Origin of the sequence: Cedecea neteri (genome assembly GCF_000757825.1) — a bacterium.
GTDB lineage: Bacteria > Pseudomonadota > Gammaproteobacteria > Enterobacterales > Enterobacteriaceae > Cedecea > Cedecea selenatireducens.
Window position 1 is genome coordinate 2,433,314 of the sequence record NZ_CP009451.1, and the last position, 20,739, is coordinate 2,454,052.

21 protein-coding genes are annotated in these 20,739 nt (G+C 56.4%); 5 read left to right on the plus strand and 16 right to left on the minus strand.

From position 1 onward, the window contains the following. Positions 1 to 37: 37 nt before the first annotated feature. Positions 38 to 799, minus strand: a complete 762-nt coding sequence (gene udp, locus JT31_RS11230; RefSeq protein WP_038476839.1) for a uridine phosphorylase — start codon at positions 797 to 799, stop codon at positions 38 to 40. Between the two features lie 254 nt (positions 800 to 1,053). On the opposite strand from udp, the gene JT31_RS11235 reads away from it, so the two are divergent. Further along, the gene (locus JT31_RS11235) at positions 1,054 to 1,881 is read left to right on the plus strand and encodes a dienelactone hydrolase family protein (protein WP_038476841.1); all 828 of its coding nucleotides are present in this window, start codon (positions 1,054 to 1,056) and stop codon (positions 1,879 to 1,881) included. A 38-nt stretch (positions 1,882 to 1,919) separates the two neighbouring features. Here JT31_RS11235 and metE read toward each other — a convergent pair whose 3' ends face one another. Continuing rightward, positions 1,920 to 4,181: a 5-methyltetrahydropteroyltriglutamate--homocysteine S-methyltransferase gene (gene metE / locus JT31_RS11240; RefSeq protein WP_038476843.1), complete on the minus strand. Its 2,262-nt coding sequence runs from the start codon at positions 4,179 to 4,181 to the stop codon at positions 1,920 to 1,922. A gap of 117 nt (positions 4,182 to 4,298) precedes the next feature. On the opposite strand from metE, the gene metR reads away from it, so the two are divergent. After that, positions 4,299 to 5,252 carry an HTH-type transcriptional regulator MetR gene (gene metR, locus JT31_RS11245; protein ID WP_038476846.1) on the plus strand — a complete coding sequence of 318 codons (954 nt, stop codon included), beginning with the start codon at positions 4,299 to 4,301 and terminating at the stop codon, positions 5,250 to 5,252. Here metR and JT31_RS23100 read toward each other — a convergent pair. The 3 genes from JT31_RS23100 to pldB form a co-directional block, all read right to left on the minus strand. Beyond that, positions 5,140 to 6,039, minus strand: a complete 900-nt coding sequence (locus tag JT31_RS23100) for a carboxylate/amino acid/amine transporter (protein ID WP_071842955.1) — start codon at positions 6,037 to 6,039, stop codon at positions 5,140 to 5,142. The genes metR and JT31_RS23100 overlap by 113 nt on opposite strands. 112 nt (positions 6,040 to 6,151) lie before the next feature. Then, positions 6,152 to 6,958 carry a sugar/pyridoxal phosphate phosphatase YigL gene (gene yigL, locus JT31_RS11255; RefSeq protein ID WP_038476852.1) on the minus strand — a complete coding sequence of 269 codons (807 nt, stop codon included), beginning with the start codon at positions 6,956 to 6,958 and terminating at the stop codon, positions 6,152 to 6,154. A 9-nt stretch (positions 6,959 to 6,967) separates the two neighbouring features. Continuing rightward, on the minus strand, positions 6,968 to 7,978 hold the full coding sequence (gene pldB / locus JT31_RS11260) for a lysophospholipase L2 (protein WP_038483031.1): 1,011 nt from the start codon (positions 7,976 to 7,978) through the stop codon (positions 6,968 to 6,970). Between the two features lie 100 nt (positions 7,979 to 8,078). On the opposite strand from pldB, the gene rhtB reads away from it, so the two are divergent. Then, a complete protein-coding gene (gene rhtB / locus JT31_RS11265; protein WP_008455495.1) occupies positions 8,079 to 8,699 on the plus strand; it encodes a homoserine/homoserine lactone efflux protein in 621 nt (206 codons plus the stop codon). Here rhtB and rhtC read toward each other — a convergent pair whose 3' ends face one another. The 3 genes from rhtC to pldA form a co-directional block, all read right to left on the minus strand. Beyond that, positions 8,700 to 9,320 (minus strand): threonine export protein RhtC, encoded by a 621-nt coding sequence (gene rhtC, locus JT31_RS11270; protein WP_038476855.1) that lies wholly within the window; start codon positions 9,318 to 9,320, stop codon positions 8,700 to 8,702. 64 nt (positions 9,321 to 9,384) lie between these two features. Then, positions 9,385 to 11,214 carry an ATP-dependent DNA helicase RecQ gene (gene recQ, locus JT31_RS11275; protein WP_038476858.1) on the minus strand — a complete coding sequence of 610 codons (1,830 nt, stop codon included), beginning with the start codon at positions 11,212 to 11,214 and terminating at the stop codon, positions 9,385 to 9,387. A 63-nt stretch (positions 11,215 to 11,277) separates the two neighbouring features. Continuing rightward, positions 11,278 to 12,144 (minus strand): phospholipase A, encoded by an 867-nt coding sequence (gene pldA, locus JT31_RS11280; RefSeq protein WP_038476861.1) that lies wholly within the window; start codon positions 12,142 to 12,144, stop codon positions 11,278 to 11,280. Between the two features lie 169 nt (positions 12,145 to 12,313). On the opposite strand from pldA, the gene yigI reads away from it, so the two are divergent. Together yigI and rarD are read left to right on the plus strand one after the other, a co-directional pair. Continuing rightward, complete coding sequence (yigI, locus tag JT31_RS11285; RefSeq protein ID WP_038476864.1) at positions 12,314 to 12,784, plus strand: acyl-CoA thioesterase YigI; 471 nt, start codon at positions 12,314 to 12,316, stop codon at positions 12,782 to 12,784. A gap of 52 nt (positions 12,785 to 12,836) precedes the next feature. Further along, positions 12,837 to 13,739 (plus strand): EamA family transporter RarD, encoded by a 903-nt coding sequence (gene rarD / locus JT31_RS11290; protein WP_038476867.1) that lies wholly within the window; start codon positions 12,837 to 12,839, stop codon positions 13,737 to 13,739. A 33-nt stretch (positions 13,740 to 13,772) separates the two neighbouring features. Here the strand turns inward: rarD and corA are convergent, their stop codons facing one another. The 8 genes from corA to lptM all read right to left on the minus strand — a co-directional run bounded on the left by corA (position 13,773) and on the right by lptM (position 20,715). After that, complete coding sequence (gene corA, locus JT31_RS11295; RefSeq protein ID WP_038476870.1) at positions 13,773 to 14,723, minus strand: magnesium/cobalt transporter CorA; 951 nt, start codon at positions 14,721 to 14,723, stop codon at positions 13,773 to 13,775. 165 nt (positions 14,724 to 14,888) lie between these two features. Continuing rightward, a complete protein-coding gene (gene ysgD, locus JT31_RS24275) occupies positions 14,889 to 14,945 on the minus strand; it encodes a YsgD/CorL family protein (protein ID WP_353591484.1) in 57 nt (18 codons plus the stop codon). A 149-nt stretch (positions 14,946 to 15,094) separates the two neighbouring features. Continuing rightward, positions 15,095 to 17,257, minus strand: coding sequence for a DNA helicase II (gene uvrD, locus JT31_RS11300; protein WP_038476873.1), 2,163 nt, complete (start codon positions 17,255 to 17,257; stop codon positions 15,095 to 15,097). A gap of 69 nt (positions 17,258 to 17,326) precedes the next feature. After that, the gene (yigB, locus tag JT31_RS11305; protein ID WP_038476876.1) at positions 17,327 to 18,043 is read right to left on the minus strand and encodes a 5-amino-6-(5-phospho-D-ribitylamino)uracil phosphatase YigB; all 717 of its coding nucleotides are present in this window, start codon (positions 18,041 to 18,043) and stop codon (positions 17,327 to 17,329) included. Then, positions 18,043 to 18,948, minus strand: coding sequence for a tyrosine recombinase XerC (gene xerC / locus JT31_RS11310; protein ID WP_038476879.1), 906 nt, complete (start codon positions 18,946 to 18,948; stop codon positions 18,043 to 18,045). Before xerC ends, yigB begins: the two co-directional genes overlap by 1 nt. Next, positions 18,945 to 19,649, minus strand: coding sequence for a DUF484 domain-containing protein (locus JT31_RS11315; protein WP_038476882.1), 705 nt, complete (start codon positions 19,647 to 19,649; stop codon positions 18,945 to 18,947). Before JT31_RS11315 ends, xerC begins: the two co-directional genes overlap by 4 nt. Beyond that, positions 19,646 to 20,470 carry a diaminopimelate epimerase gene (gene dapF / locus JT31_RS11320; RefSeq protein ID WP_038476885.1) on the minus strand — a complete coding sequence of 275 codons (825 nt, stop codon included), beginning with the start codon at positions 20,468 to 20,470 and terminating at the stop codon, positions 19,646 to 19,648. Before dapF ends, JT31_RS11315 begins: the two co-directional genes overlap by 4 nt. A 38-nt stretch (positions 20,471 to 20,508) precedes the next feature. Continuing rightward, on the minus strand, positions 20,509 to 20,715 hold the full coding sequence (lptM, locus tag JT31_RS11325) for an LPS translocon maturation chaperone LptM (RefSeq protein ID WP_038476888.1): 207 nt from the start codon (positions 20,713 to 20,715) through the stop codon (positions 20,509 to 20,511). Positions 20,716 to 20,739 lie beyond the last annotated feature (24 nt).

Sequence of the window (20,739 nt, forward strand, 5' to 3'; positions counted from 1 at the left end):
CCGGCGAGCGCCGGCTTCGAATTGGAAACAGGGAAAACTACAGCAGGCGACGGGCCGCCTCGACCACGATTTTCACCGCGTGGCTTTCCGTTTTCTTCATGGTTTCCGCGTTAGGGATCTCTTGCTGAGTACGGTTCACGATAACCCCGGCAACCATACCCGCACGCAGGCCCTGGCTGGAGCACATGGTCAACAGCGTGGCGGATTCCATTTCATAGTTCATCACGCCCATCTCCTGCCACTCTTTCATCGAGCCCTTGAAGCGGCTAACGACGCGGCCGGACAGCGTATCGTAACGCTCCTGCCCCGGGTAGAAGGTGTCTGAAGAGGCGGTTACGCCAATGTGGGTCGTGGCACCTACGGCTTTTGCCGCTTCAACCAGCGCGGTGGTACAAGCGAAGTCTGCCACAGCCGGATATTCCATTGGCGCAAAGTGCAGGCTGGCCCCGTCAAGACGAACGGATGCGGTAGTCACCAGCACGTCGCCCACGTTGATGTTCGGCTGAATCGCCCCGGTAGTCCCGACGCGCAGGAAAGTACGGATGCCAAGCTGCGCCAGTTCTTCAACCGCAATAGAAGTAGAAGGGCCACCGATGCCGGTAGAACAGATGATAACCGGCTTACCGTCCAGCTCAGCACGCCAGGAGGTGAATTCACGATGGGCAGCCAGCTTAACCGGCTTGTCCATCAGCGCGGCGATTTTTTCCACACGCTCAGGATCGCCAGGGACGATGGCGAGCGTAGCCCCTTGCAGGTCATTTTTAGTGAGGCCGAGATGGAAAACATCAGACTTGGACATAACAGACTCCTCTGTTGAGTAGGTTTCAGGAGAAGCAAAGCGACACTTTACAGAACCCCTGAGCATAATTTCGTGATGACGCTCACTTTGAATGAAACAAATTACATTATTTGTATTCACATAAGTGACCAAAGTCACACATACGAATCAATCGGGCTATTTTTTGAACTTCATCTGCGTTTTTTGGCGACCAGATTTGCTACTAATCCTGGCTATAGTTATCACACTGCGCTAATGCTGGTTCGGAGAAAACCATGAAACAAAAGCAAACAACACATAACACACCGGGCGAAGGCTTCGCACCGGCGGCCTCACCCATCGCTTCCACCACCGTGTTAACACCGGACGATGCCATTGTTTCCGGGGAAACGTCCATTCCAAGCCAGGGCGACAATATGCCGGCTTATCACGCGCGGCCTAAAAATGCCGATGGGCCGCTTCCTGTGGTTATCGTCGTTCAGGAGATTTTTGGCGTACATGAACATATCCGCGATCTTTGCCGCCGACTGGCGCTTGAAGGGTATCTGGCCATCGCGCCAGAACTTTACTTTCGCCAGGGCGAACCGGGAGACTTCGCCGATATTCCAACGTTGCTGAGCGGGCTGGTTTCAAAAGTGCCGGACAATCAGGTGCTGGGCGACCTTGACCATGTGGCCAGTTGGGCTTCCCGTAACGGAGGCGACGCGCATCGCCTGATGGTGACCGGTTTTTGCTGGGGCGGGCGCATTGCCTGGCTGTATGCCGCGCACAATCCACAGCTTAAAGCCGCGGTGGCGTGGTACGGCAAGCTGGTAGGAGACAAAACATTAAACTCTCCGCATCATCCCGTAGATATCGCCGTCAACCTTAATGCCCCGGTGCTCGGCCTATATGGCGGCCAGGATACCGGGATTTCTCTGGAAAGCGTTGAGACGATGCGCCAGGCGCTGCGAGCGGCAAATGCCAATGCGGAAATCATTGTCTACCCGGAAGCCGGCCATGCTTTTAACGCAGATTACCGCCCGAGTTACCATGAAGAGTCGGCCAAAGACGGCTGGGAAAGGATGCTGGCCTGGTTTAAGCGGTATGGCGTGAGGAAATAGAAAAACGGGGGCCAGTTGCCCCCATTTTGTTTTTAGAACTATGCGCTACGCAGGTTCTGCGCCGCCTGCACCATGTTCGCCAGCGCCGCACGAGTTTCTGGCCATCCGCGCGTTTTCAGGCCGCAGTCCGGATTAACCCACAGGCGCTCTGCCGGTACGGACTCCGCAGCTTTCTTCAGTAACGCTTCAATCCACTCCACATCCGGAACGTTTGGGGAGTGAATGTCATACACGCCCGGCCCGATTTCGTTCGGGTATTCGAACTCTTTGAACGACTCCAGCAGATCCATATCGGAACGAGAGGTCTCGATGGTTATCACGTCTGCATCCAGCGCCGCGATAGAGTCCATGATGTCGTTGAACTCGCAGTAACACATATGGGTATGGATCTGGGTGTCGTCACGCACCACGGCGGCGTTCAGTCGGAAGGCTTCCACGCCCCACGCCAGATAGGCCTGCCAGTCGGACTGACGCAGCGGTAAACCTTCACGCAGAGCGGGCTCATCAATCTGGATGATACCGATACCCGCAGCTTCCAGATCCGCCACTTCATCACGCAGGGCCAGGGCAATCTGCTTCGCGATAGTCTCGCGAGAAACATCTTCGCGCGGGAAGGACCAGCAAAGAATCGTGACCGGGCCGGTCAGCATGCCTTTTACCGGTTTGTCGGTCAGGGACTGCGCGTATTTCGCCCACTCAACGGTGATTGGCTCAGGGCGGCTGATGTCACCGATAACAATCGGCGGCTTCACGCAGCGGGAACCGTAACTCTGCACCCAGCCATTCTGAGTAAACACAAAACCATCCAGATGTTCGCCGAAGTACTCAACCATGTCGTTACGCTCGGCTTCGCCGTGCACCAGCACGTCCAGGCCCAGACGCTCCTGCTCGGCAATCGCCTGTTTAATGTGTTCGGCGATGCCGGTGCGGTAGTTGTTGGCATCCAGCTTCCCTTTCTTGAAGTCCAGGCGCAGGCCACGGATTTCGGTCGTTTGCGGGAAGGAGCCGATGGTCGTCGTTGGCCATGCCGGCAGATTGAAACGTTCACGCTGTGCCGCCGCACGCGCGGTATAGGAACTCTGGCGCTGGCTGTCCTGCGCGGTGATTTTCGCCAGGCGTTCGCCCACTGCGGCATTGTGCACGCGCTTAGACTGACGGCGAGCCTGAATCGGCGCACTCCATTCGGCAATTTTCGCAGTATCGCCGCTGTTCAGCGCTTCGGTCAGTAAGGACAGTTCGGCACACTTCTGCAAAGCAAAGGCAAACCAGCTTTTAACTTCAGCATCCAGACGAGTCTCCACGCTCAGGTCGATTGGGCTGTGCAGCAGGGAGCAGGAAGAGGCAACCCACAGGTCACGTTTACCCACCAGGTCTTTCAGTTGAGCGTATTTCTCCGTCAGGTCGGCACGCCAGACGTTACGGCCGTTGATCACGCCCGCAGACAGCAGCCAGTTTGCAGGCAGCTTCTGATGAATCTCTTTCACATCATCTTTGCCGTGAACAAAGTCTACGTGCAGGCCCTGTACCGGCAGCGCGGTGATGGTATCCAAGTTTGGCCCCACCCCTTCGAAATAGGTAGTTAGCAGCAGCTTAACCTGGCCGGTCAACGCGTCGTAAGCTGGTTTGAACGCATCAAGCCACGCCTTTGGCAGCTCCAGAACCAGCGCAGGCTCGTCGATCTGCACCCATTCAACGCCGCGTTTCGCCAGCTCGGCCAGCACCTGCTGGTAAACCGGCAGAATGTCTTTCAGCAGGCTCAGGCGGTCAAACTGTTCGCCCTTCACTTTGCCCAGCCACAGGTAAGTCACCGGGCCCAGCAGCACGGGCTTCACGTTATGGCCCAGCGCAAGCGCCTCGTCGACTTCTTCCAGCAGCTGAGCCCAGGTCAGTTTGAACTGCTGACCTTTGGTAAATTCCGGCACCATGTAGTGGTAGTTAGTGTTGAACCATTTGGTCATTTCAGCGGCGGCGGCAGGCTCGCCGGTTGGCGCACGACCACGACCAATGCGGAACAGCGTATCGATATCGACGCTGCCGTCTTTGTTCTGATGACGAGCCGGCACGTTACCGAGCAGCAGGCTGGTGGTCAGAACATGGTCGTACCAGGCAAAGTCGCCCACCGGCAGTAATTCAACGCCGGCCTGTTTTTGTTGGTCCCAGTGGCGGGCGCGCAGCTCGCGGCCAACCGCCAGTAATTCTTCACGGGAGGTATTTCCTGCCCAGTAGCTTTCCTGTGCTTTTTTCAACTCGCGCTTAAGGCCGACGCGAGGGAACCCCAGGGTGTGATTATGGATTGTCATGGTCTGTCCTCTATTCGGTGCGATGTATTTAGCCATCCAGATGTTTACACTTCTATAATCCGCAGGTACTGTATATTCCTCAAGCGCAATTTGTTCATGCCGAAGTGAAGGACTTTCATGATCGAGATTAAACACCTGCGGACGCTGCAAGCGTTACGACACAGCGGTTCGCTGGCCGCCGCCGCCGCCGCACTGCATCAGACCCAGTCGGCCCTATCCCACCAGTTCAGCGATCTGGAGCAACGGCTTGGCTTCCGCCTGTTTATCCGTAAAAGTCAGCCGCTTCGCTTCACGCCACAGGGGGAGATCCTGCTGCAGCTTGCCGAACAGGTATTACCGCAGATTGGCCGCGCGCTGCAGGCCTGCAATGAGCCGCACCAGACCCGGCTGCGTATTGCGATTGAGTGTCATAGCTGCATTCAGTGGCTGACGCCTGCCCTGGAAACCTTCCGCCAGCACTGGCCGCAGGTGGAGATGGACTTTAAATCCGGCGTTACGTTTGATCCGCAGCCTGCGCTGCAGCAGGGCGAGCTGGATATCGTTCTGACATCAGATATTTTGCCGCGCAGCGGGCTACATTATTCACCGATGTTTGATTTTGAAGTGCGCCTGGTGATGGCGACCGACCACCCACTGGCGAAGAAAGAGAGCATTAAGCCTGATGACCTGGCGCTTGAAACGCTGCTTATCTACCCGGTACAGCGTGAACGCATGGATATCTGGCGTCATTTCCTGCAGCCCGCAGGAGTGAGCCCGTCGCTGAAAAACGTCGATAACACGCTGCTGCTGATTCAGATGGTGTCGGCACGGATGGGGATTGCCGCTCTGCCGCACTGGGTGGTGGAAAGCTTTGAGCACCAGGGCCTGATTGTTACCAGAACCCTGGGCGAAGGTTTATGGAGCCGCCTGTACGCCGCGGTACGTGACGGCGAACAGCGCCAGCCGGTGACCGAAGCGTTTATTCGCTCGACGCGCCAGCATGCCTGCGACCATTTACCGTTTGTGAAGAACGCGGAGCGACCCATCGGCGATGTACCCACAGCGAGGCCATTATCACCGTTCCCCCAATGATAAAGCTCGGCCAGTGGGGCTGCTCCTGCCAGATGGCAAGATTCACCAGCAGCCCGGCCGGGACATGCACGTTGTTCATGATGCCGAGCGTGCCGGCGTCCACCTGAGTTGCGCCGTAGTTCCACATAAAATAACCCAGCCCGGAAGCGACCACGCCAAGCCAGACCAGAATCCCCCACTGTAGCGTGGTGGTGGGCAATTTCTGCGGATTGCCCAGCGCAAACCAGGCAACAACGGCGACGATAAACGCCCCCAGATAGAACCACGAAAACGCGCAGTGCTGCGGCATCGGGTGAGTTTCCATCAGACGCTTGTAGCCCACCATGCCGATGGCAAAGCAGATATTAGCGCCCTGCACCAGCAGCAGGCCTATCCAGAAGTGATCGCTCACTTTGTCGTAGCGAATAATCGCCGCCCCGATAACCGCCAGTCCCGCGCTCAACGCATAGCCCCAGCGCAGTTTATTGCCGCTCAGCAGATCATAGATAAGCGTGACGTACAGCGGCGTCATCACCGTGAAAAGCAGGAATTCGGAAACCGTGAGGTAGAGATAGGCACGGAAGCTGAACAGGTACATCACGCCGAGCTGCAGCGCCCCCACCAGCATATACAGCAGCAGGGTTTTTAGCCGGTATCCCTTGAAGCGCAGGAACGGCAGAAACACCAGCGCGGCCAGGCCGATGCGCATCAGCACCGAGAAATAGCTGTCCACATGCCCGGCAAGGTATTCCCCAATCAGGCTAAAAGAGAAGGCCCACAGAATCGTGGTAATGATGAGTAATGGCACAATGAGCGGTCCGTAACGAACAAGATTGCGCCATTGTACTCAGAGGGCGTTACATCGGCTTAACTATTTAGTTGACGAGTGGTCATTAATAAACCACTCGTCATTGTACCTGTTATTCAGCCTTAAGGAACAACTTGCGAAGGTAGTGCGGCACGGCGTTATCGCCGTTGGTACCAATCACCTCAAGCTCCGGCAGCAGGTCTTTCAGGCGCTGGTGAGCGTTGCCCATGATGCAGCCCTTGCCGGCCATGCTTAGCATTTCTGCGTCGTTCATGCCGTCGCCGAAGGCGATGCACTCTTTCAGGCTGTAGCCCATGGCTTTCGAGACCGCTTCCAGCGCGTGCCCTTTGGACACGCCGCCCGCCATCACTTCCAGGCAGGTAAGCGTGGAGAAGCTCACGTTGACGCGATCCCCCCAGCGGGCGTTGATCGCCTGCTCCAGCGGCAGCAACGTATCGTGATCGTCACAGGTGAAGAACACCTTGCTGACGCCATCCGCTTCCAGCAGGCCTGGCTCAAACAGGGTGTAGCTAAATTTAGCTTCCTGGAAATACTTCATCTCTTCCGGGCGATGGCGGTTCATAAACCACTCGTCGCCCTTATAGACGTTGGTCACGATATCCGGGCTGTTATGCACCACGCCAAACAGATCCTGAGCAATGTCATGGTCGAGATCGTGAGAGAAGAACAGATTGCCGTCGGTATCGTGCACGCGCGCCCCGTTAGAGGTGATCATGTACGCCTTGATCTCAAGGTTATCGCGGATTTGCGCCACGTCGATATGGTGACGACCGGTAGCAAAAACAAAGTTAACGCCTTCGGCTGTGAGCAGTTTTAACGTTTCTTTCGCGTAAGCGGAGAGGAAATGATCGGGAGATAGCAAGGTGCCATCTAAATCTGAAGCAACGACGTGATACATAGAGATCCTCTAAAGAGATATATTCAATGAGTTATGCCGGTCGAAAAATTCAAGCACGGCAGACAATGCTCTGGCTCGCATAGCGTCCTTCTCAAACAGGATCTCGTGATACGCGCCTTCAATGACGTAAGGTGTTTCCCCCTCACAAGGGTGGCCCGCCGCGGCCATAATTTCGCAGAATCGCTGGTGCGCGCGGTTATCAACCACTCGCTCCTCTTCTGCCTGGAGTAAAAAGATCGGCGTGGTGATGGCAGTGGCTCCTGCTAACACCTTTTCTCCGGCGAGGATCCCTTCGCGTACCCAATGGAACGTTGGCCCACCCACCCGCAATGCTGGCTCATCAGCATAAAAACGCAGGCTGCGGCGGTAGCGCTCTTCACTGTGGGTCAAAACGTTAACGCTAAACGGCAACGCGCGCCAGCGGCCTGTCCCTATGGCGTATCCTTCCCGAATACGTGGATGCCCTTCTGCCCAGTCAAGAATGTGGCGCACCATCCATTCCGGCCAGCGCAGCGTAATGCCGAACATCGGCGCGCAAAGCGCAACCGCGTCAAAAGCATCAGGTGCTTGCTGTAGCCATAATGCGGCAATAGCGCCGCCCATCGAATGGGCCAGCAGATAGCGTTTACGCCAGTGCCCCGACGCCACTTCCTGCTGGTAAAAGTGGTCAAAATCTTCGACATAGTCGCTAAAATTGACGACGTGCCCACGGTGAGAATCCGACAGCATCCGCCCTGAACGGCCCTGCCCGCGGTGGTCAATTATCAGGACATCAAACCCGCTATAAAACAGGTCATAGGCCAGCTCAGCATATTTCACGTAGCTTTCTATTCTGCCGGGGCAGACAACAATCACGCGATCGTGCTGCGGCGAACAGAAACGAACGTAGCGAACCGGCACGGCATCCACGCCGGTAAATTCGCGCTCTTCCCGCCTGCGCCAGAAGTCCGTTAGCGGACCCGTGGCAAAAGCAGCAAATGCGCCTTCCCGTTCTAACCATTCATTTTTATGCTGAGACATAGGGGTCGGCATCAGGTATCTGTGGTTTTTTTATGGCCCGTGGCACGCTTATCAACAATAGCGTATTGTGGCATAAAAGTGCGCGTTCAGGGAGTTTCGCATGACCTTCGAGTGGTGGTTTACCTATCTGCTAACCACAATAATTCTTAGCCTTTCACCCGGGTCCGGAGCCATTAATACCATGACCACCGCCATTAGCCACGGCTATCGCGGCGCGGCGGCTTCGATTACCGGGCTGCAAACCGGGCTGGCGCTGCATATTGTGCTGGTCGGCGTTGGCCTTGGGGCACTGTTCTCGCGTTCGCTGCTGGCCTTCGAAGTGCTGAAATGGGCGGGTGTCGCCTATCTTATCTGGCTGGGGATCCAGCAATGGAGAGCGGCCGGAGCGCTGGATTTGAATACTCTGGCAACCACCCAACCGCGCAGTAAACTGTTTAAGCGGGCGGTGTTCGTCAACCTGACCAACCCCAAGAGCATCGTGTTTCTCGCCGCCCTGTTCCCGCAGTTTATTGTGCCTCACCAGCCTCAGGCGATGCAGTACGTGGTGCTCGGCGTAACAACGGTGGTGGTGGATATCATCGTGATGATTGGCTATGCAACTCTGGCAAAACGCATTGCCGCCTGGATTAAGGGGCCGCGCCAGATGAAGGCGTTGAACCGGGTCTTCGGTTCGCTGTTTATGCTGGTTGGCGCGCTACTTGCCGGAGCGCGCCAGGCCTGATTATCGGGAGATAATCAGGTGAATACCAAAACCGGTGAACAGAGCGCCCGCCATACCGTCGATCCATTTGGCGAGGCGCTGATAGCCGCGACGCATTTTCGGTAAAGCAAACAGGCTCGCCACAATCGTGAACCAGGCGAAAGTTTCAATCGCAATCAGCACAAACAGGCCCCAGCGCTCAGCGCTGCCCACGTCGTCGCCAACAAACAGCGAGAACACGCTGCCGAAGTAGATAATCGCTTTCGGGTTTGCCAGGTTCGTCAACAGCCCTTTCACAAAGCTCTTCCCGCCGCTCGCCAGCTCAACTTTCGGGGCTTCTTCGCCTTTAGCTTCTTTCTTGAATGCGCCGCGCAGCATCTGATAGCCCATCCAGCACAGATACAGGCCGCCGCCGACCATAATGATGTTATGCAGCCAGGCCATTTTTTCGAGGATCAGGTGCAGGCCAAGCAGCGCTACGCCCGCCCAAACCATAACGCCAGCGGTAATGCCCAACACGCCCATCATCGCCTCTTTACGAGAGCGGCTTACGGCTGTCTGGGAAACAAAGAAAAAGTCAGGACCCGGGCTCATCAGGGCAACGATGTGCACCAGCGCCACGGTCAGGAATAGCATTAACATAGGGAATAGCTCGCGTGCAGATAATTTGAAGAGTCATTATCCTGCCACTTTTCATCGCGGCAGGCTACTCTTCATCCACACCGTCGACATGGTCGCGAATCATCGTCATGAACGGGCGGCCAAACCGCTCCAGCTTGCGCGTGCCCACGCCGTTAATCCCCAGCATTTCACCCGGTGACAGCGGCATCTGCTCGGCCATTTCAATCAGAGTGGCATCGTTGAACACCACGTAAGGTGGAATGTTTTCTTCGTCAGCGATGGACTTGCGCAGCTTCCTGAGTTTGGCGAACAGTTTGCGATCGTAATTGCCGCCAAAGACTTTCTGGCTGGCGCGCGGCTTAATAGCCACGACGCGCGGTACCGCCAGCATGAGCGGCTCTTCGCCACGCAGATAAGGACGCGCCGCTTCCGTAAGCTGGAGGGCCGAGTGTGCGGCAATATTTTGCGTCACCACGCCAAGGTGAATGAGCTGACGAATCACGCTGACCCAATGCTCGGTGGTGTGCTCGCGGCCTTCACCGTAAATCTTCAGCTTGTCATGGCCGAGGTCGCGAATACGCTGATTATTAGAACCGCGCAGCACTTCAACCACGTAGCCCATACCAAAACGCTGGCCGACGCGGTAAATGCAGGAAAGTGCTTTTTGTGCATCCATCAACCCGTCATAGCGACGAGGCGGATCGAGACAAATATCGCAGTTGCCGCATGCCTGCTGCCGGCCTTCGCCGAAATAGTTGAGCAGCACCAGACGGCGGCAGGTTTGCGCTTCGGCAAACGCTCCCATGGCATTGAGCTTGTGGCGCTCGATGTCCTGCAGCTGCCCCGGCGCTTTCTCTTCGAGGCATTTGCGTAGCCAGGCCATATCCGCCGGATCGTAAAACAGCATCGCTTCTGCAGGCAGGCCGTCGCGCCCGGCACGGCCGGTTTCCTGGTAATAAGATTCGATGTTGCGCGGGATATCGAAGTGGGCGACAAAACGCACGTTCGGCTTGTTAATACCCATGCCAAACGCGACGGTTGCCACCACAATTTGCAGGTCATCGCGCTGGAATTTTTCCTGTACGTCACCGCGCACCTGATGCTCCAGGCCCGCGTGGTAAGCGCCGGCGCTGATGCCTTTGCTTTGCAGGCGGGCGGCGATGTCTTCAACCTTTGCCCGGCTGTTGCAGTAGATAATCCCGGATTTACCGCGCTGTTCCTGAATGTAGCGGGTGAGCTGATCGAGCGGCTTAAACTTCTCCATCAGCATGTAGCGAATATTCGGCCGGTCAAAACTGCTGATTTGTATAAACGGATCGTTAAGCCCCAGCAGGCGAACAATATCAAGCCGCGTGGTGTCGTCAGCCGTTGCCGTTAATGCCACAAAGGGGACGGCAGGCAGCCGTTCGCGAAGCTGGCCAAGAGCGGCATATTCCGGGCGGAAGTCATGCCCCCACTGCGAAATACAGTGCGCTTCATCCACCGCAACCATAGAAAGCTGCCAGTGGCTGAGATGGTCGATGAAGTTATCCATCATCAGGCGTTCAGGCGCGATATACAGCAGGCGGATTTGCCCGGTACGGCAGCCGGTCATCACTTCCATCTGCTGTTCGCGAGTCTGGGTCGAGTTAAGGCAGGCGGCAGCCACGCCGTTCGCCAGCAGCTGATCCACCTGGTCTTTCATCAGGGATATCAGCGGGGAGACCACCACGGTCAGGCCGGCGAACACCAGCGCAGGAATTTGATAACACAGCGATTTACCACCGCCTGTCGGCATCACCACCAGGCAGTCACGCCCCTCCAGCACCGTATCGATGATGGTTTCCTGGCCCGGACGGAACTGTTGGTACCCGAAGGTTTCCTGCAGAACCTGCCTCGCCAGCGACGCCTGATTGATTACTTCCGCCTGTGCCACGCTATCCCCACTACCTAAAATTCAGGCGCCATTTTCAGCGCCTGGAAGAGAAACTGCAATGCTTTAGAAAAGATCGTTTAGCATAACGCCTACGCCAACTCGTGTCTGGTTAAAGTTGTAATCGATGAGCGATTCGCCGTAGCCGCTGTAGACCTGGGTGTAGAAGCGAACGTTTTTCGAGATCGGATAGCTCACGCCAAACTCTGCCCCGCCGTAGCCGCTGTTCCAGTTATACTGCCCCTTCACGCTGAATATCGCCTCGCCCAGCGCGTAGCCTACTTTGAGCTGGTAATAGCCCATGTATTTGGCGATATCCGGGTTATCTTCAACGCTCCCAACCACATACCAGGGTTTCACCTCAACCTGCCAGTTTCCGTTCTGCGCCATCAGGCGGGTGTAAAGGCGGTTCCAGCCGCGAGAAGTCGGGTCAGAGCGACCATTCGAATCATGGTTATAGCCAAACTCGACGTCCCTTAGCGTCCAGCCAGCAAACGTGGTGTCCGTTGCAAAGCCGAGGAACAGCTGAGGCTCATAGTTGGTTTCACGAAACGGTGAGGATTCATTGCGATTAGAAAGTTGCCACCAGGATTTCTGAGTGTAGGAAGCGCCCAGCACCGAGTTATCCCCCAGAATGCCGCGCCACAGCGGGAACGCCAGGCTTAGCTGGAACTTCACTTCATCTTTGCGGGCATTGTGCGCCCAGTCATAAGAGCTAATCGCCTCTTTGTTCATATCGCTGGTCCAGGTGTACAACAGGTAGTTTGTGTCGTACGGGTACAGCGTGAACGGGTTGTCATGTTCCTGCAGCAGGTTGGCAATAATACTGCCGTGCACGGCCGGCTTGTCGTGGATCTTATCGATAGTCGCTTCTTGTGCGAAGGCAGTCAAAGGCAGCATCGCAGCCATTCCCCACCCCAGAGGTTTCAGCATTGGTCCCGTTCTCCATAACAAAATAAGTTTCAAAATATTTATCGCCGATCATTCTACAGCGGGATGCCCTAAAGCGCGTCCCTTCGGTTCCTAAAGTGGAAAGCAACAATTGAGAAGCATAAACTACACATCTTGTTAACTTATCCGTTATTTGTTCGAGGAATGAACCATGTCTTCCCCTGTTCTGACCACAGAAGCCGCCCTCAAGCTGGTGGGCGAAATCTTCGTGTATCACATGCCTTTTAACCGTGCACTAGGCCTGGAACTGGACCGATACGACAAAGCCTTTGCCCAGCTGAGCTTTAATAATCAGCCAATGATGGTGGGAAACTGGGCACAAAGTATTTTGCATGGCGGCGTTATCGCCTCCGCGCTGGACGTTGCGGCAGGCCTGGTCTGCGTGGGCAGCACGCTGACGCGCCATGACACCATCACCGAAGACGAGCTGCGCCAGCGCCTGTCAAAAATGGGCACCATCGATTTGCGCGTTGATTATCTGCGTCCCGGTCGAGGAGAACGCTTCACGGCCAGCAGCAGCCTCCTGCGTGCCGGGAATAAAGTCGCGGTGGCACGCGTGGAGCTGCATAACCAGGATCAGCTGCACATCGCCAGCGCGACGGCTACCTACATGGTAGGGTAAGGATATAAACCCTGTTATTATTTGCTCACTATTTTTTTGCTGAGTTTTCTTCATGGATCCGAAACAGACGCGTCAGGGAGTCATGCTTGCCCTGACGGCCTACTTTATCTGGGGCATCGCGCCGGTATATTTCAAACTTATTCACTACGTACCGGCCACCGAAATCCTGACCCACCGCGTTATCTGGTCGTTCTTCTTTATGCTGGCGCTGATCACCGTCTGCCGCCAGTGGCCGCAGGTCAAACGTTCCTGCCAGAACCGTAAAAAAATCCTCGCGCTGGCGTTAAGCGCCGTGCTGATTGGCGGTAACTGGCTGCTTTATATCTGGGCAGTCAATAATCACCACATGCTGGAAGCCAGCCTGGGCTACTTCATCAACCCTCTGGTCAACGTTGTGCTGGGCATGCTGTTTTTAGCCGAGCGCTTCCGCCGTATGCAGTGGGTTGCCGTATTGCTGGCGGCCTGCGGCGTGCTGGTGCAGCTGTGGACTTTTGGCTCGCTGCCGATAATCGGCCTGGGCCTCGCCTTCAGCTTTGCTTTCTACGGTCTGATCCGCAAAAAAATTGCCGTAGATGCACAGACCGGAATGCTGTTTGAAACGCTGTGGCTGCTGCCGATTGCGGCCATTTACCTGTTTGGCATCGCCAATAGCGCCACCAGCCATATGGGCATGAACCCGTGGTCGCTGAACCTGATGCTTATCGCTGCAGGCGTGATTACCACCGTGCCGCTGCTCTGTTTTACGGCCGCCGCGACGCGTCTGCGCCTGTCAACGCTGGGTTTCTTCCAGTATCTGGGGCCAACGCTGATGTTCCTGCTGGCGGTGACGTTCTATGACGAAGTGGTGAGCGAAGATAAGCTGATCACGTTTGGATTTATCTGGGCGGCGCTGGCGCTGTTTATCGCCGACGCGATTTACACTCAGCGGCGCACCAAAGCCCTGTCGGCGAAGTAGACGTAAAAAAGGAGCCTTTCGGCTCCTTTTCTCTTACAACCAGTTTTTGCGCTTAAAGTAGAGATAAGGCGCTAAGCCGGCGAGCATCATAAAGATAATCGCGCCGGGGTAGCCAAAGCTCCACTTCAGCTCAGGCATAAACTCGAAGTTCATCCCGTAGCTGGACGCCACCAGCGTCGGCGGCAGGAAGACAACCGAGACCACCGAGAAGATCTTGATGATGCGGTTCTGCTCGATGTTGATAAAACCCATCGCCGCCTGCATCAGGAAGTTAACCTTCTGGAACAGCGATTCGTTATGCGGCAGCAGGGATTCGATATCTCGCAGAATTTCGCGAGCCTGTTCCAGCTGGCTGCCCGGCAAACGCGCTTTACGCACGAGGAAGTTAAGCGCGCGCTGGGTATCCATCAGGCACAGGCGAACTTTCCAGCCGATATCTTCCAGCTCTGCCAGCGTCGAAAGCGCGGCATCGTATTCGTCGCCCTGATGCCCTTCCATGATCACCCGGCTGAGCTGCTCCAGGTCGCTATAGATGTTTTCGATTTCATCCGCCAGCTGTTCGATTTTGGTTTCAAACAGGTCCAGCAGCAGTTCCCACGCGTTACCGTCCACCATCGACTGATTACGGGCACGCATACGATAGAGGCGAAATGCCGGCAGTTCGCGTTCACGCAGCGTATACAGGCGGCCTTCACGAATCGTAAAAGCGACCGTGCTGTTGCCCGCGTGATCGTCCGCATCTTCAAAGAAGAAAAAGGAGTGGATGTGAAGGCCGTCTTCGTCCTCGAAGAAACGCGCGGACGCCTCGATGTCTTCCAGCTCTGGTCGAGTTGCCAGGCTTTGGCCAAGTTCCGTTTGCACACGCTCTCGCTCGCTCTCTTCCGGCTCGACGAGATCGACCCATACCGAGTTGGCAAGGGTATCCGTCTCGTCCAGCTCAAGGCGGGCAAGGCGATTATTTTCCAGTTGAAATGCGCTCAGCATGACCGGGACTCCCAATGCAAAAAAAGATCAGGGACAATTCGGTTGGCACACAGACAGAAACAATAGAGGTTTCAGACCATTAAACAGTCTGACTCAAGGGGCGACGGAATGAAAATACACGAGGTCGCTGACAACCACGAAGGCTATCAGCATTAGAGGATAGCCTTAGAAGTTGTACCTGGATGACAGGTTATTGAGCCAGCATCTACTGGGTGTGTCCAAGGCGAGTGTCCTCTTAGCGTATTCGTGCGCGCATGTTACGCCACCACCAATATGGCGTCAACACGCAACGGGACACGGCTGAACAAGTTCATACCAGTGACATATTAAGGGTAGCGTACACGCAGAAAATAGCGATTATTTTCTGTAGCTTACACTGTTTCTAAGCGAGCGTAAGCGGCAACCAACCACTTAATTCCCTGCCCCTGGAACGCCACCTGCAGACGGCTGTGCTCGCCGCTGCCTTCCAGATTCACAATGGTGCCTTCGCCAAATTTCGGATGACGTACGCGCTGCCCCAGGCTAAACCCCGAATCGTTCTGCGCAATAGGCGTGCCCATACGCTGATGGCTGACCGGGCGGCTGATGCTGGCGCGCAGACGCACCTCTTCCACACAGTTTTCCGGCAGCTCGCCGATAAAACGCGAAGGGCGATGGTAGGCTTCTTTGCCGTACAGGCGACGTGTTTCCGCGTAGGTCAGCGTCAGCTTCTGCATCGCTCGGGTGACGCCGACGTAGGCCAGACGGCGCTCTTCTTCCAGGCGCCCGCCCTCGTCGAGGGACATCTGGCTCGGGAACATGCCCTCTTCCATTCCCACGATAAACACCTGCGGGAATTCGAGGCCTTTCGCCGAGTGCAGGGTCATCAGCTGCACCGCGTCCTGCCAGGTGTCCGCCTGCCCTTCACCCGCTTCCAGCGCGGCGTGGGAGAGAAACGCCTGCAGCGGCATTAAATCTTCATCTTCGTCGTTGTAGCTGAACTGGCGCGTTGCCGTTACCAGTTCCTCTAAGTTCTCAATGCGGGTCTGGCCTTTCTCGCCTTTTTCCTGCTCATACATCATGAACAGGCCGGAATCTTTAATCACCCGGTCGGTCTGGACATGCAGCGGCATATCCGCCGTTTCATGGGCGAGCGCATCAATCAGCTCCATAAAGCGCTGCAGGGCCGAAGCTGCACGACCGGCCAGCGCTTTTTCCTGCAGCAGCAGGCGGCAAGATTGCCACAGCGTTAGTTGCTGGTCGCGGGCTGTCTGGCGTACCACGTCAAGCGTGCGATCGCCGATGCCGCGGGTTGGCGTATTCACCACACGCTCAAAGGCAGCATCGTCGTTGCGGTTGGCCATCAGGCGCAAATAGGAGAGCGCATCTTTGATTTCCTGGCGTTCAAAGAAGCGCATCCCGCCGTAGATACGGTACGGCATGCTTCCCTGCAGCAGCGCCTCTTCCAGCACGCGCGACTGGGCGTTACTGCGGTACAGAATGGCACACTTCTCCAGCGCGCCGCCGTTTTCCTGCCAGGTTTTAATGCGGTTGACCACGAAGCGGGCTTCGTCCAGCTCGTTGAACGCACAATAGATTGAGATAGGCTCGCCGTCGCTGCCGTCAGTCCACAGCTCTTTGCCGAGTCGGCCGGAGTTATTGGCGATCAGGGCGTTGGCCGCATTCAGAATGTTGTTCGTCGAGCGGTAGTTTTGCTCCAGACGGATAGTTTGCGCCCCCGGGAAGTCATTCAGGAAGCGCTGGATATTTTCTACCTGAGCGCCACGCCAGCCATAGATCGACTGGTCATCATCGCCCACGATCATCACTTTACCGGTATCTCCGGCCAGCAGGCGGATCCACGCATACTGGATGCTGTTGGTATCCTGGAATTCGTCCACCAGGATATTGGTGAAGCGCTCGCGGTAGTGGTTCAGGATGTGCGGCTTGTTCAGCCATAGCTCGTGGGCGCGCAGCAGCAGCTCGGCAAAGTCCACCAGCCCGGCGCGGTCGCAGGCTTCCTGATAGGCCTGGTAAACCTTCTGCCAGGTTTGCTCCACCGGATTACCGTAGCTTTCGACGTGGTGCGGACGCAACCCTTCATCTTTTTTACCGTTGATGTACCACATCGCCTGGCGCGCAGGCCACTGCTTATCATCCAGGTTCATGGCTTTAATCAGGCGCTTAAGCAGGCGCAGCTGATCTTCGCTGTCGAGGATCTGGAAGTCCTGCGGCAGGTTTGCATCCATGTGGTGAGCGCGCAGCAGACGGTGCGCAAGGCCGTGGAAGGTACCGACCCACATGCCGCCCTGGCTGGTGCCCATCAGTTGGCCAATACGGTGACGCATTTCCGCCGCCGCTTTGTTGGTAAAGGTCACCGCCATGATGGAGTAAGGCGAGCAGTTTTCTACCGTCATCAGCCACGCAATGCGGTGTACAAGCACGCGCGTCTTACCACTGCCTGCCCCGGCCAGCACCAGCATATTGCTGCGCGTGGCGGCAACCGCTTCGCGCTGTTTATCGTTGAGGCTGTCGAGCAGGTAAGAAACGTCCATTGGCACCGCCGAAAAAGAGAAAGAGTTGGCACAGCCAACCACTGGTGATTTATACAGAATTATTGTTGATTATATCAGCGCGGTCAGGGATGCCAACCGCGAAATCTCGAGATGCGGCAGCAAACGGCTGTCATCGATTCGCATCAGGTCGCCCTCACGCAGGTTAATCCAGCAGGCCTGCATACCGCAGCGCACCGCACCTGCTACGTCAGTAGTCAGGTCATCACCTACGTGCAGGATTTGCTCCAGCGGAACGCCTAAGCGCTGGGCAGCGGTATGGTACATATCGCTGAAGGGTTTAGCGCGACCATCTGGCCCGGCGCGAAGAATAAATTCAAAGTAGTTATCCAGCCCAAACAGGTGCGGCTCTGCGTTACCGTTGGTGATTGCCACCAGCGGCCATTTCTTCGCAAGTTTTGCCAGCGTGTCGTGCGTTTCCTGCGGCACGTCGATGCGGCTACGCCACTGAGCAAAGTTTTCCATCGCCGCGTCGGCACCGGAAAAAGCCTCTTCAGGGCTAAGCCCGGCATCCAGCATCATCTGCTCGACGGCACGACGGCGCCATTCGGTAACGTCATGATAGATTTCCGGCTCTTTCAGGCGTAGCGCTTCCCGGCTGCGGTGGAAGTCCCGTGCGGTAAAGGCGCTAAGCTTCGGATGATATCTCTGCACAAAGGCCAGAGACTCCTGAGTGGTACGCATAATCACCGGATGGTTATCATAAAGCGTATCGTCGAGGTCGAAGGTCAGGGCGGCAATTTGCCCGAGTGGGCGGTAAAAATGCATTACGATTTCCCCCGTTTGGCGCGTGGATGCGCGGCATCATACACCGAGGCTAAATGTTGAAAGTCGAGATGGGTATAAATTTGGGTGGTGGAAAGATTGGCGTGCCCGAGCAGCTCCTGAACGGCGCGCAAATCACCGCTGGACTCCAGCATATGCGTGGCAAAAGAGTGGCGCAGTTTATGCGGATGTACGTGGCTGCTTAACCCTTGCCTGATGCCCCACTCAGCAAACCGCTTTTGCACGTTGCGGGCGGATATTCGTTTGCCCGTCTTCGCCAGGAAGAGCGCATCATCGTCCGGGCCAAACAGCTCACGCAGATCCAACCAGTGCTCAACCCAGGTGACCGCACTGCGCCCAACGGGTACGCGGCGCTCTTTGCTGCCCTTCCCCATCACCCAGACTTCACCGGTCGAAAGATCGAGGTGGCCACAGTTCATGTTCACCAGTTCTGAAAGACGCAGGCCTGCGCCGTACATGACTTCCAGCATCGCACGGTCACGTACCGCCAGCGGATCGTTCAGATCGATGTCCAGCAGATGGTTTACATCATCGACTTCGATGTTCTTCGGCAGGTGACGACCAGCTTTTGGCGTAGTGATGCCTTTGGCCGGATTCGCCTTTAGCTCTCCCTGGCCGATCATCCAGTCAAAAAAGCTGCGCAGTGCTGAAAGTCTTAGCGCCAGGCTGGAGGCCTGCAGGCCAGCTCTGCGGCTACGCACGGCCAGAGAACGCACGGCGGCGGCGTCGCATTGCTGCCAGCCGCTGAGCTTCATCTCTTCGGCAATGTGGATAATCGCCGTGAGTTGGCGCCGGTAGTTCAGGAGAGTGAGCGGGCTGAGCTGGCGCTCAACCTTCAGATATCGAAGAAAGCCATCAACGTGAGAGGTTAATACGGAAGCGGTCATGCACGCTCAACCCAGCGCTCCAGCAGATCGGGCAGCATCAGCGCAAGCTCGTGCAGCAGCTGAGTGCCCTGTCCCTGCTGATAGTGTTGCGGGTCGCGGCTGCTAAACAGCAGAACGCCAAGATCGCCGTCGTTGCCCATCAGCGACATAGCAACGGAACCAATCGCTTTCGCCTGCGGCAAGACCAGCAACAGCTCCGGGCCATTGAGTGGGCCAAGATAGTGCTGGCTTTCGCCAAGGCGCTGAATGCGCAGCGGCTCAAAGGCCTGACGATTCAATGCCAGATGGGTAAAGTCCGAGGGAGCGCCGATGCGCCAGCGGTCGGCAAAAAGCCGGACATTCGCCCCCGCCAGCCCGATTTCCCGCGCCCAGCGGTGCAGCCGGTTCAGCATCTCCTGCAGGCTGGACGCCGAGGCCAGCCTGCCCTGAAGCTTCAGCAGCCGGTAGAACAGGCCTTCGTTGGCGCTCGCCTGCTCCATCAACAACGTCATGTTCTCTTCGAGGTTGTTGATATGGTTACGGCTGCGGGCCATATGCCATTCCACCAGCGAAACGGTGCCGCGAACCGGGTGAGGAACCTGCATGCTCTCCACCTGGTGGGCATTGCGAATAAAGAAATCGGGGTTGCGCTGTAAGTATTCGGCAACGGCGAGATCGTTAAGCTCAAGAAGGGCTTCTTGCTGTTCCTCGGCATTCTTCATAGATGTATAAATCCATCATAGACGTGGGCCGCCGGGCCGGTCATATACAGCGGTGAACCGGGCCCTTTCCAGGCGATATCAAGGCGACCGCCGGGCAGTTCAACCCGCACCTGCTCCGCCAGTAATCCTTGCTGAATGCCAACCGCCACTGCACCACAGGCGCCGCTGCCGCAGGCCTGGGTTTCACCCGCGCCGCGCTCATAAACGCGCAGTCGGATGTGTTCGCGGCTTACCACCTGCATAAAGCCGATGTTGGCACGTTCCGGGAAGCGCTCATGGCCTTCCATCACCGGTCCCAAAGTCTCTACCGCGGCGGTTTCGATGTCATCGACCTGAATCACGCAGTGCGGGTTACCCATTGAAACCACGCCGCACATAATGGTTTGTTCGGCGGCACGCATAATATAGGTCTTTTCCGCTTTGTTTGCCCGGAACGGTACCTGAGAAGGTTCGAAGTTCGGCTCGCCCATGTTGACGCGCACCGTCTCATCTTCCGTGACGCTCAGAACCATTCGGCCATTGGCGGTGCTGACGCGAATTTCACGCTTATTGGTCAGCCCTTTCAGGCGCACAAAGCGGGCAAAACAGCGTGCGCCGTTGCCACACTGGGAAACTTCACTGCCGTCGGCGTTAAAGATCCGGTAATGGAAGTCGAGATCGGGATCGTACGGTGGCTCAACGATCAGCAGCTGATCGAAACCCACACCATGATGACGATCCGCCAGGCGCCGGATCAGCTCCGGAGAGAAATAAACATTCTGCGTCACCGCGTCGACGACCATAAAGTCATTACCGAGGCCATGCATTTTAGAGAACTGCATCTTCTGCTCCATTAGCGCGGTTACAAAGCACGGTTTAGCTAGTAAACAACCTGAGTCGGTGCGTCATCAATGCCGCGACTGTTGCGGACCGGTGCCGTCTGGACAGGTTTTTCAGGGGTTGCGCTATGGGTAGTCGGCGTCGCTTTTTTATCGGCCGGAGGGAAATAAAGAGGCCCCTTCAGGCCACAGCCGGTAAGGCTTACAAGCGTCAGTGCCAAAGCTAGAGGGCAGAAAATCTTCTTCATTATCGGGTAGCCTGTGATTCACTA

Excerpts from the sequence above, each read along its gene's own strand:
- udp (WP_038476839.1), bottom strand. The coding sequence starts at position 799 with ATGTCCAAGTCTGATGTTTTCCATCTCGGCCTCACTAAAAATGACCTG.
- JT31_RS11235 (WP_038476841.1), top strand. The coding sequence starts at position 1,054 with ATGAAACAAAAGCAAACAACACATAACACACCGGGCGAAGGCTTCGCA.
- metE (WP_038476843.1), bottom strand. The coding sequence starts at position 4,181 with ATGACAATCCATAATCACACCCTGGGGTTCCCTCGCGTCGGCCTTAAG.
- metR (WP_038476846.1), top strand. The coding sequence starts at position 4,299 with ATGATCGAGATTAAACACCTGCGGACGCTGCAAGCGTTACGACACAGC.
- yigL (WP_038476852.1), bottom strand. The coding sequence starts at position 6,958 with ATGTATCACGTCGTTGCTTCAGATTTAGATGGCACCTTGCTATCTCCC.
- pldB (WP_038483031.1), bottom strand. The coding sequence starts at position 7,978 with ATGTCTCAGCATAAAAATGAATGGTTAGAACGGGAAGGCGCATTTGCT.
- rhtB (WP_008455495.1), top strand. The coding sequence starts at position 8,079 with ATGACCTTCGAGTGGTGGTTTACCTATCTGCTAACCACAATAATTCTT.
- rhtC (WP_038476855.1), bottom strand. The coding sequence starts at position 9,320 with ATGTTAATGCTATTCCTGACCGTGGCGCTGGTGCACATCGTTGCCCTG.
- pldA (WP_038476861.1), bottom strand. The coding sequence starts at position 12,144 with ATGCTGAAACCTCTGGGGTGGGGAATGGCTGCGATGCTGCCTTTGACT.
- yigI (WP_038476864.1), top strand. The coding sequence starts at position 12,314 with ATGTCTTCCCCTGTTCTGACCACAGAAGCCGCCCTCAAGCTGGTGGGC.
- rarD (WP_038476867.1), top strand. The coding sequence starts at position 12,837 with ATGGATCCGAAACAGACGCGTCAGGGAGTCATGCTTGCCCTGACGGCC.
- corA (WP_038476870.1), bottom strand. The coding sequence starts at position 14,723 with ATGCTGAGCGCATTTCAACTGGAAAATAATCGCCTTGCCCGCCTTGAG.
- uvrD (WP_038476873.1), bottom strand. The coding sequence starts at position 17,257 with ATGGACGTTTCTTACCTGCTCGACAGCCTCAACGATAAACAGCGCGAA.
- yigB (WP_038476876.1), bottom strand. The coding sequence starts at position 18,043 with ATGCATTTTTACCGCCCACTCGGGCAAATTGCCGCCCTGACCTTCGAC.
- xerC (WP_038476879.1), bottom strand. The coding sequence starts at position 18,948 with ATGACCGCTTCCGTATTAACCTCTCACGTTGATGGCTTTCTTCGATAT.
- JT31_RS11315 (WP_038476882.1), bottom strand. The coding sequence starts at position 19,649 with ATGAAGAATGCCGAGGAACAGCAAGAAGCCCTTCTTGAGCTTAACGAT.
- dapF (WP_038476885.1), bottom strand. The coding sequence starts at position 20,470 with ATGCAGTTCTCTAAAATGCATGGCCTCGGTAATGACTTTATGGTCGTC.
- lptM (WP_038476888.1), bottom strand. The coding sequence starts at position 20,715 with ATGAAGAAGATTTTCTGCCCTCTAGCTTTGGCACTGACGCTTGTAAGC.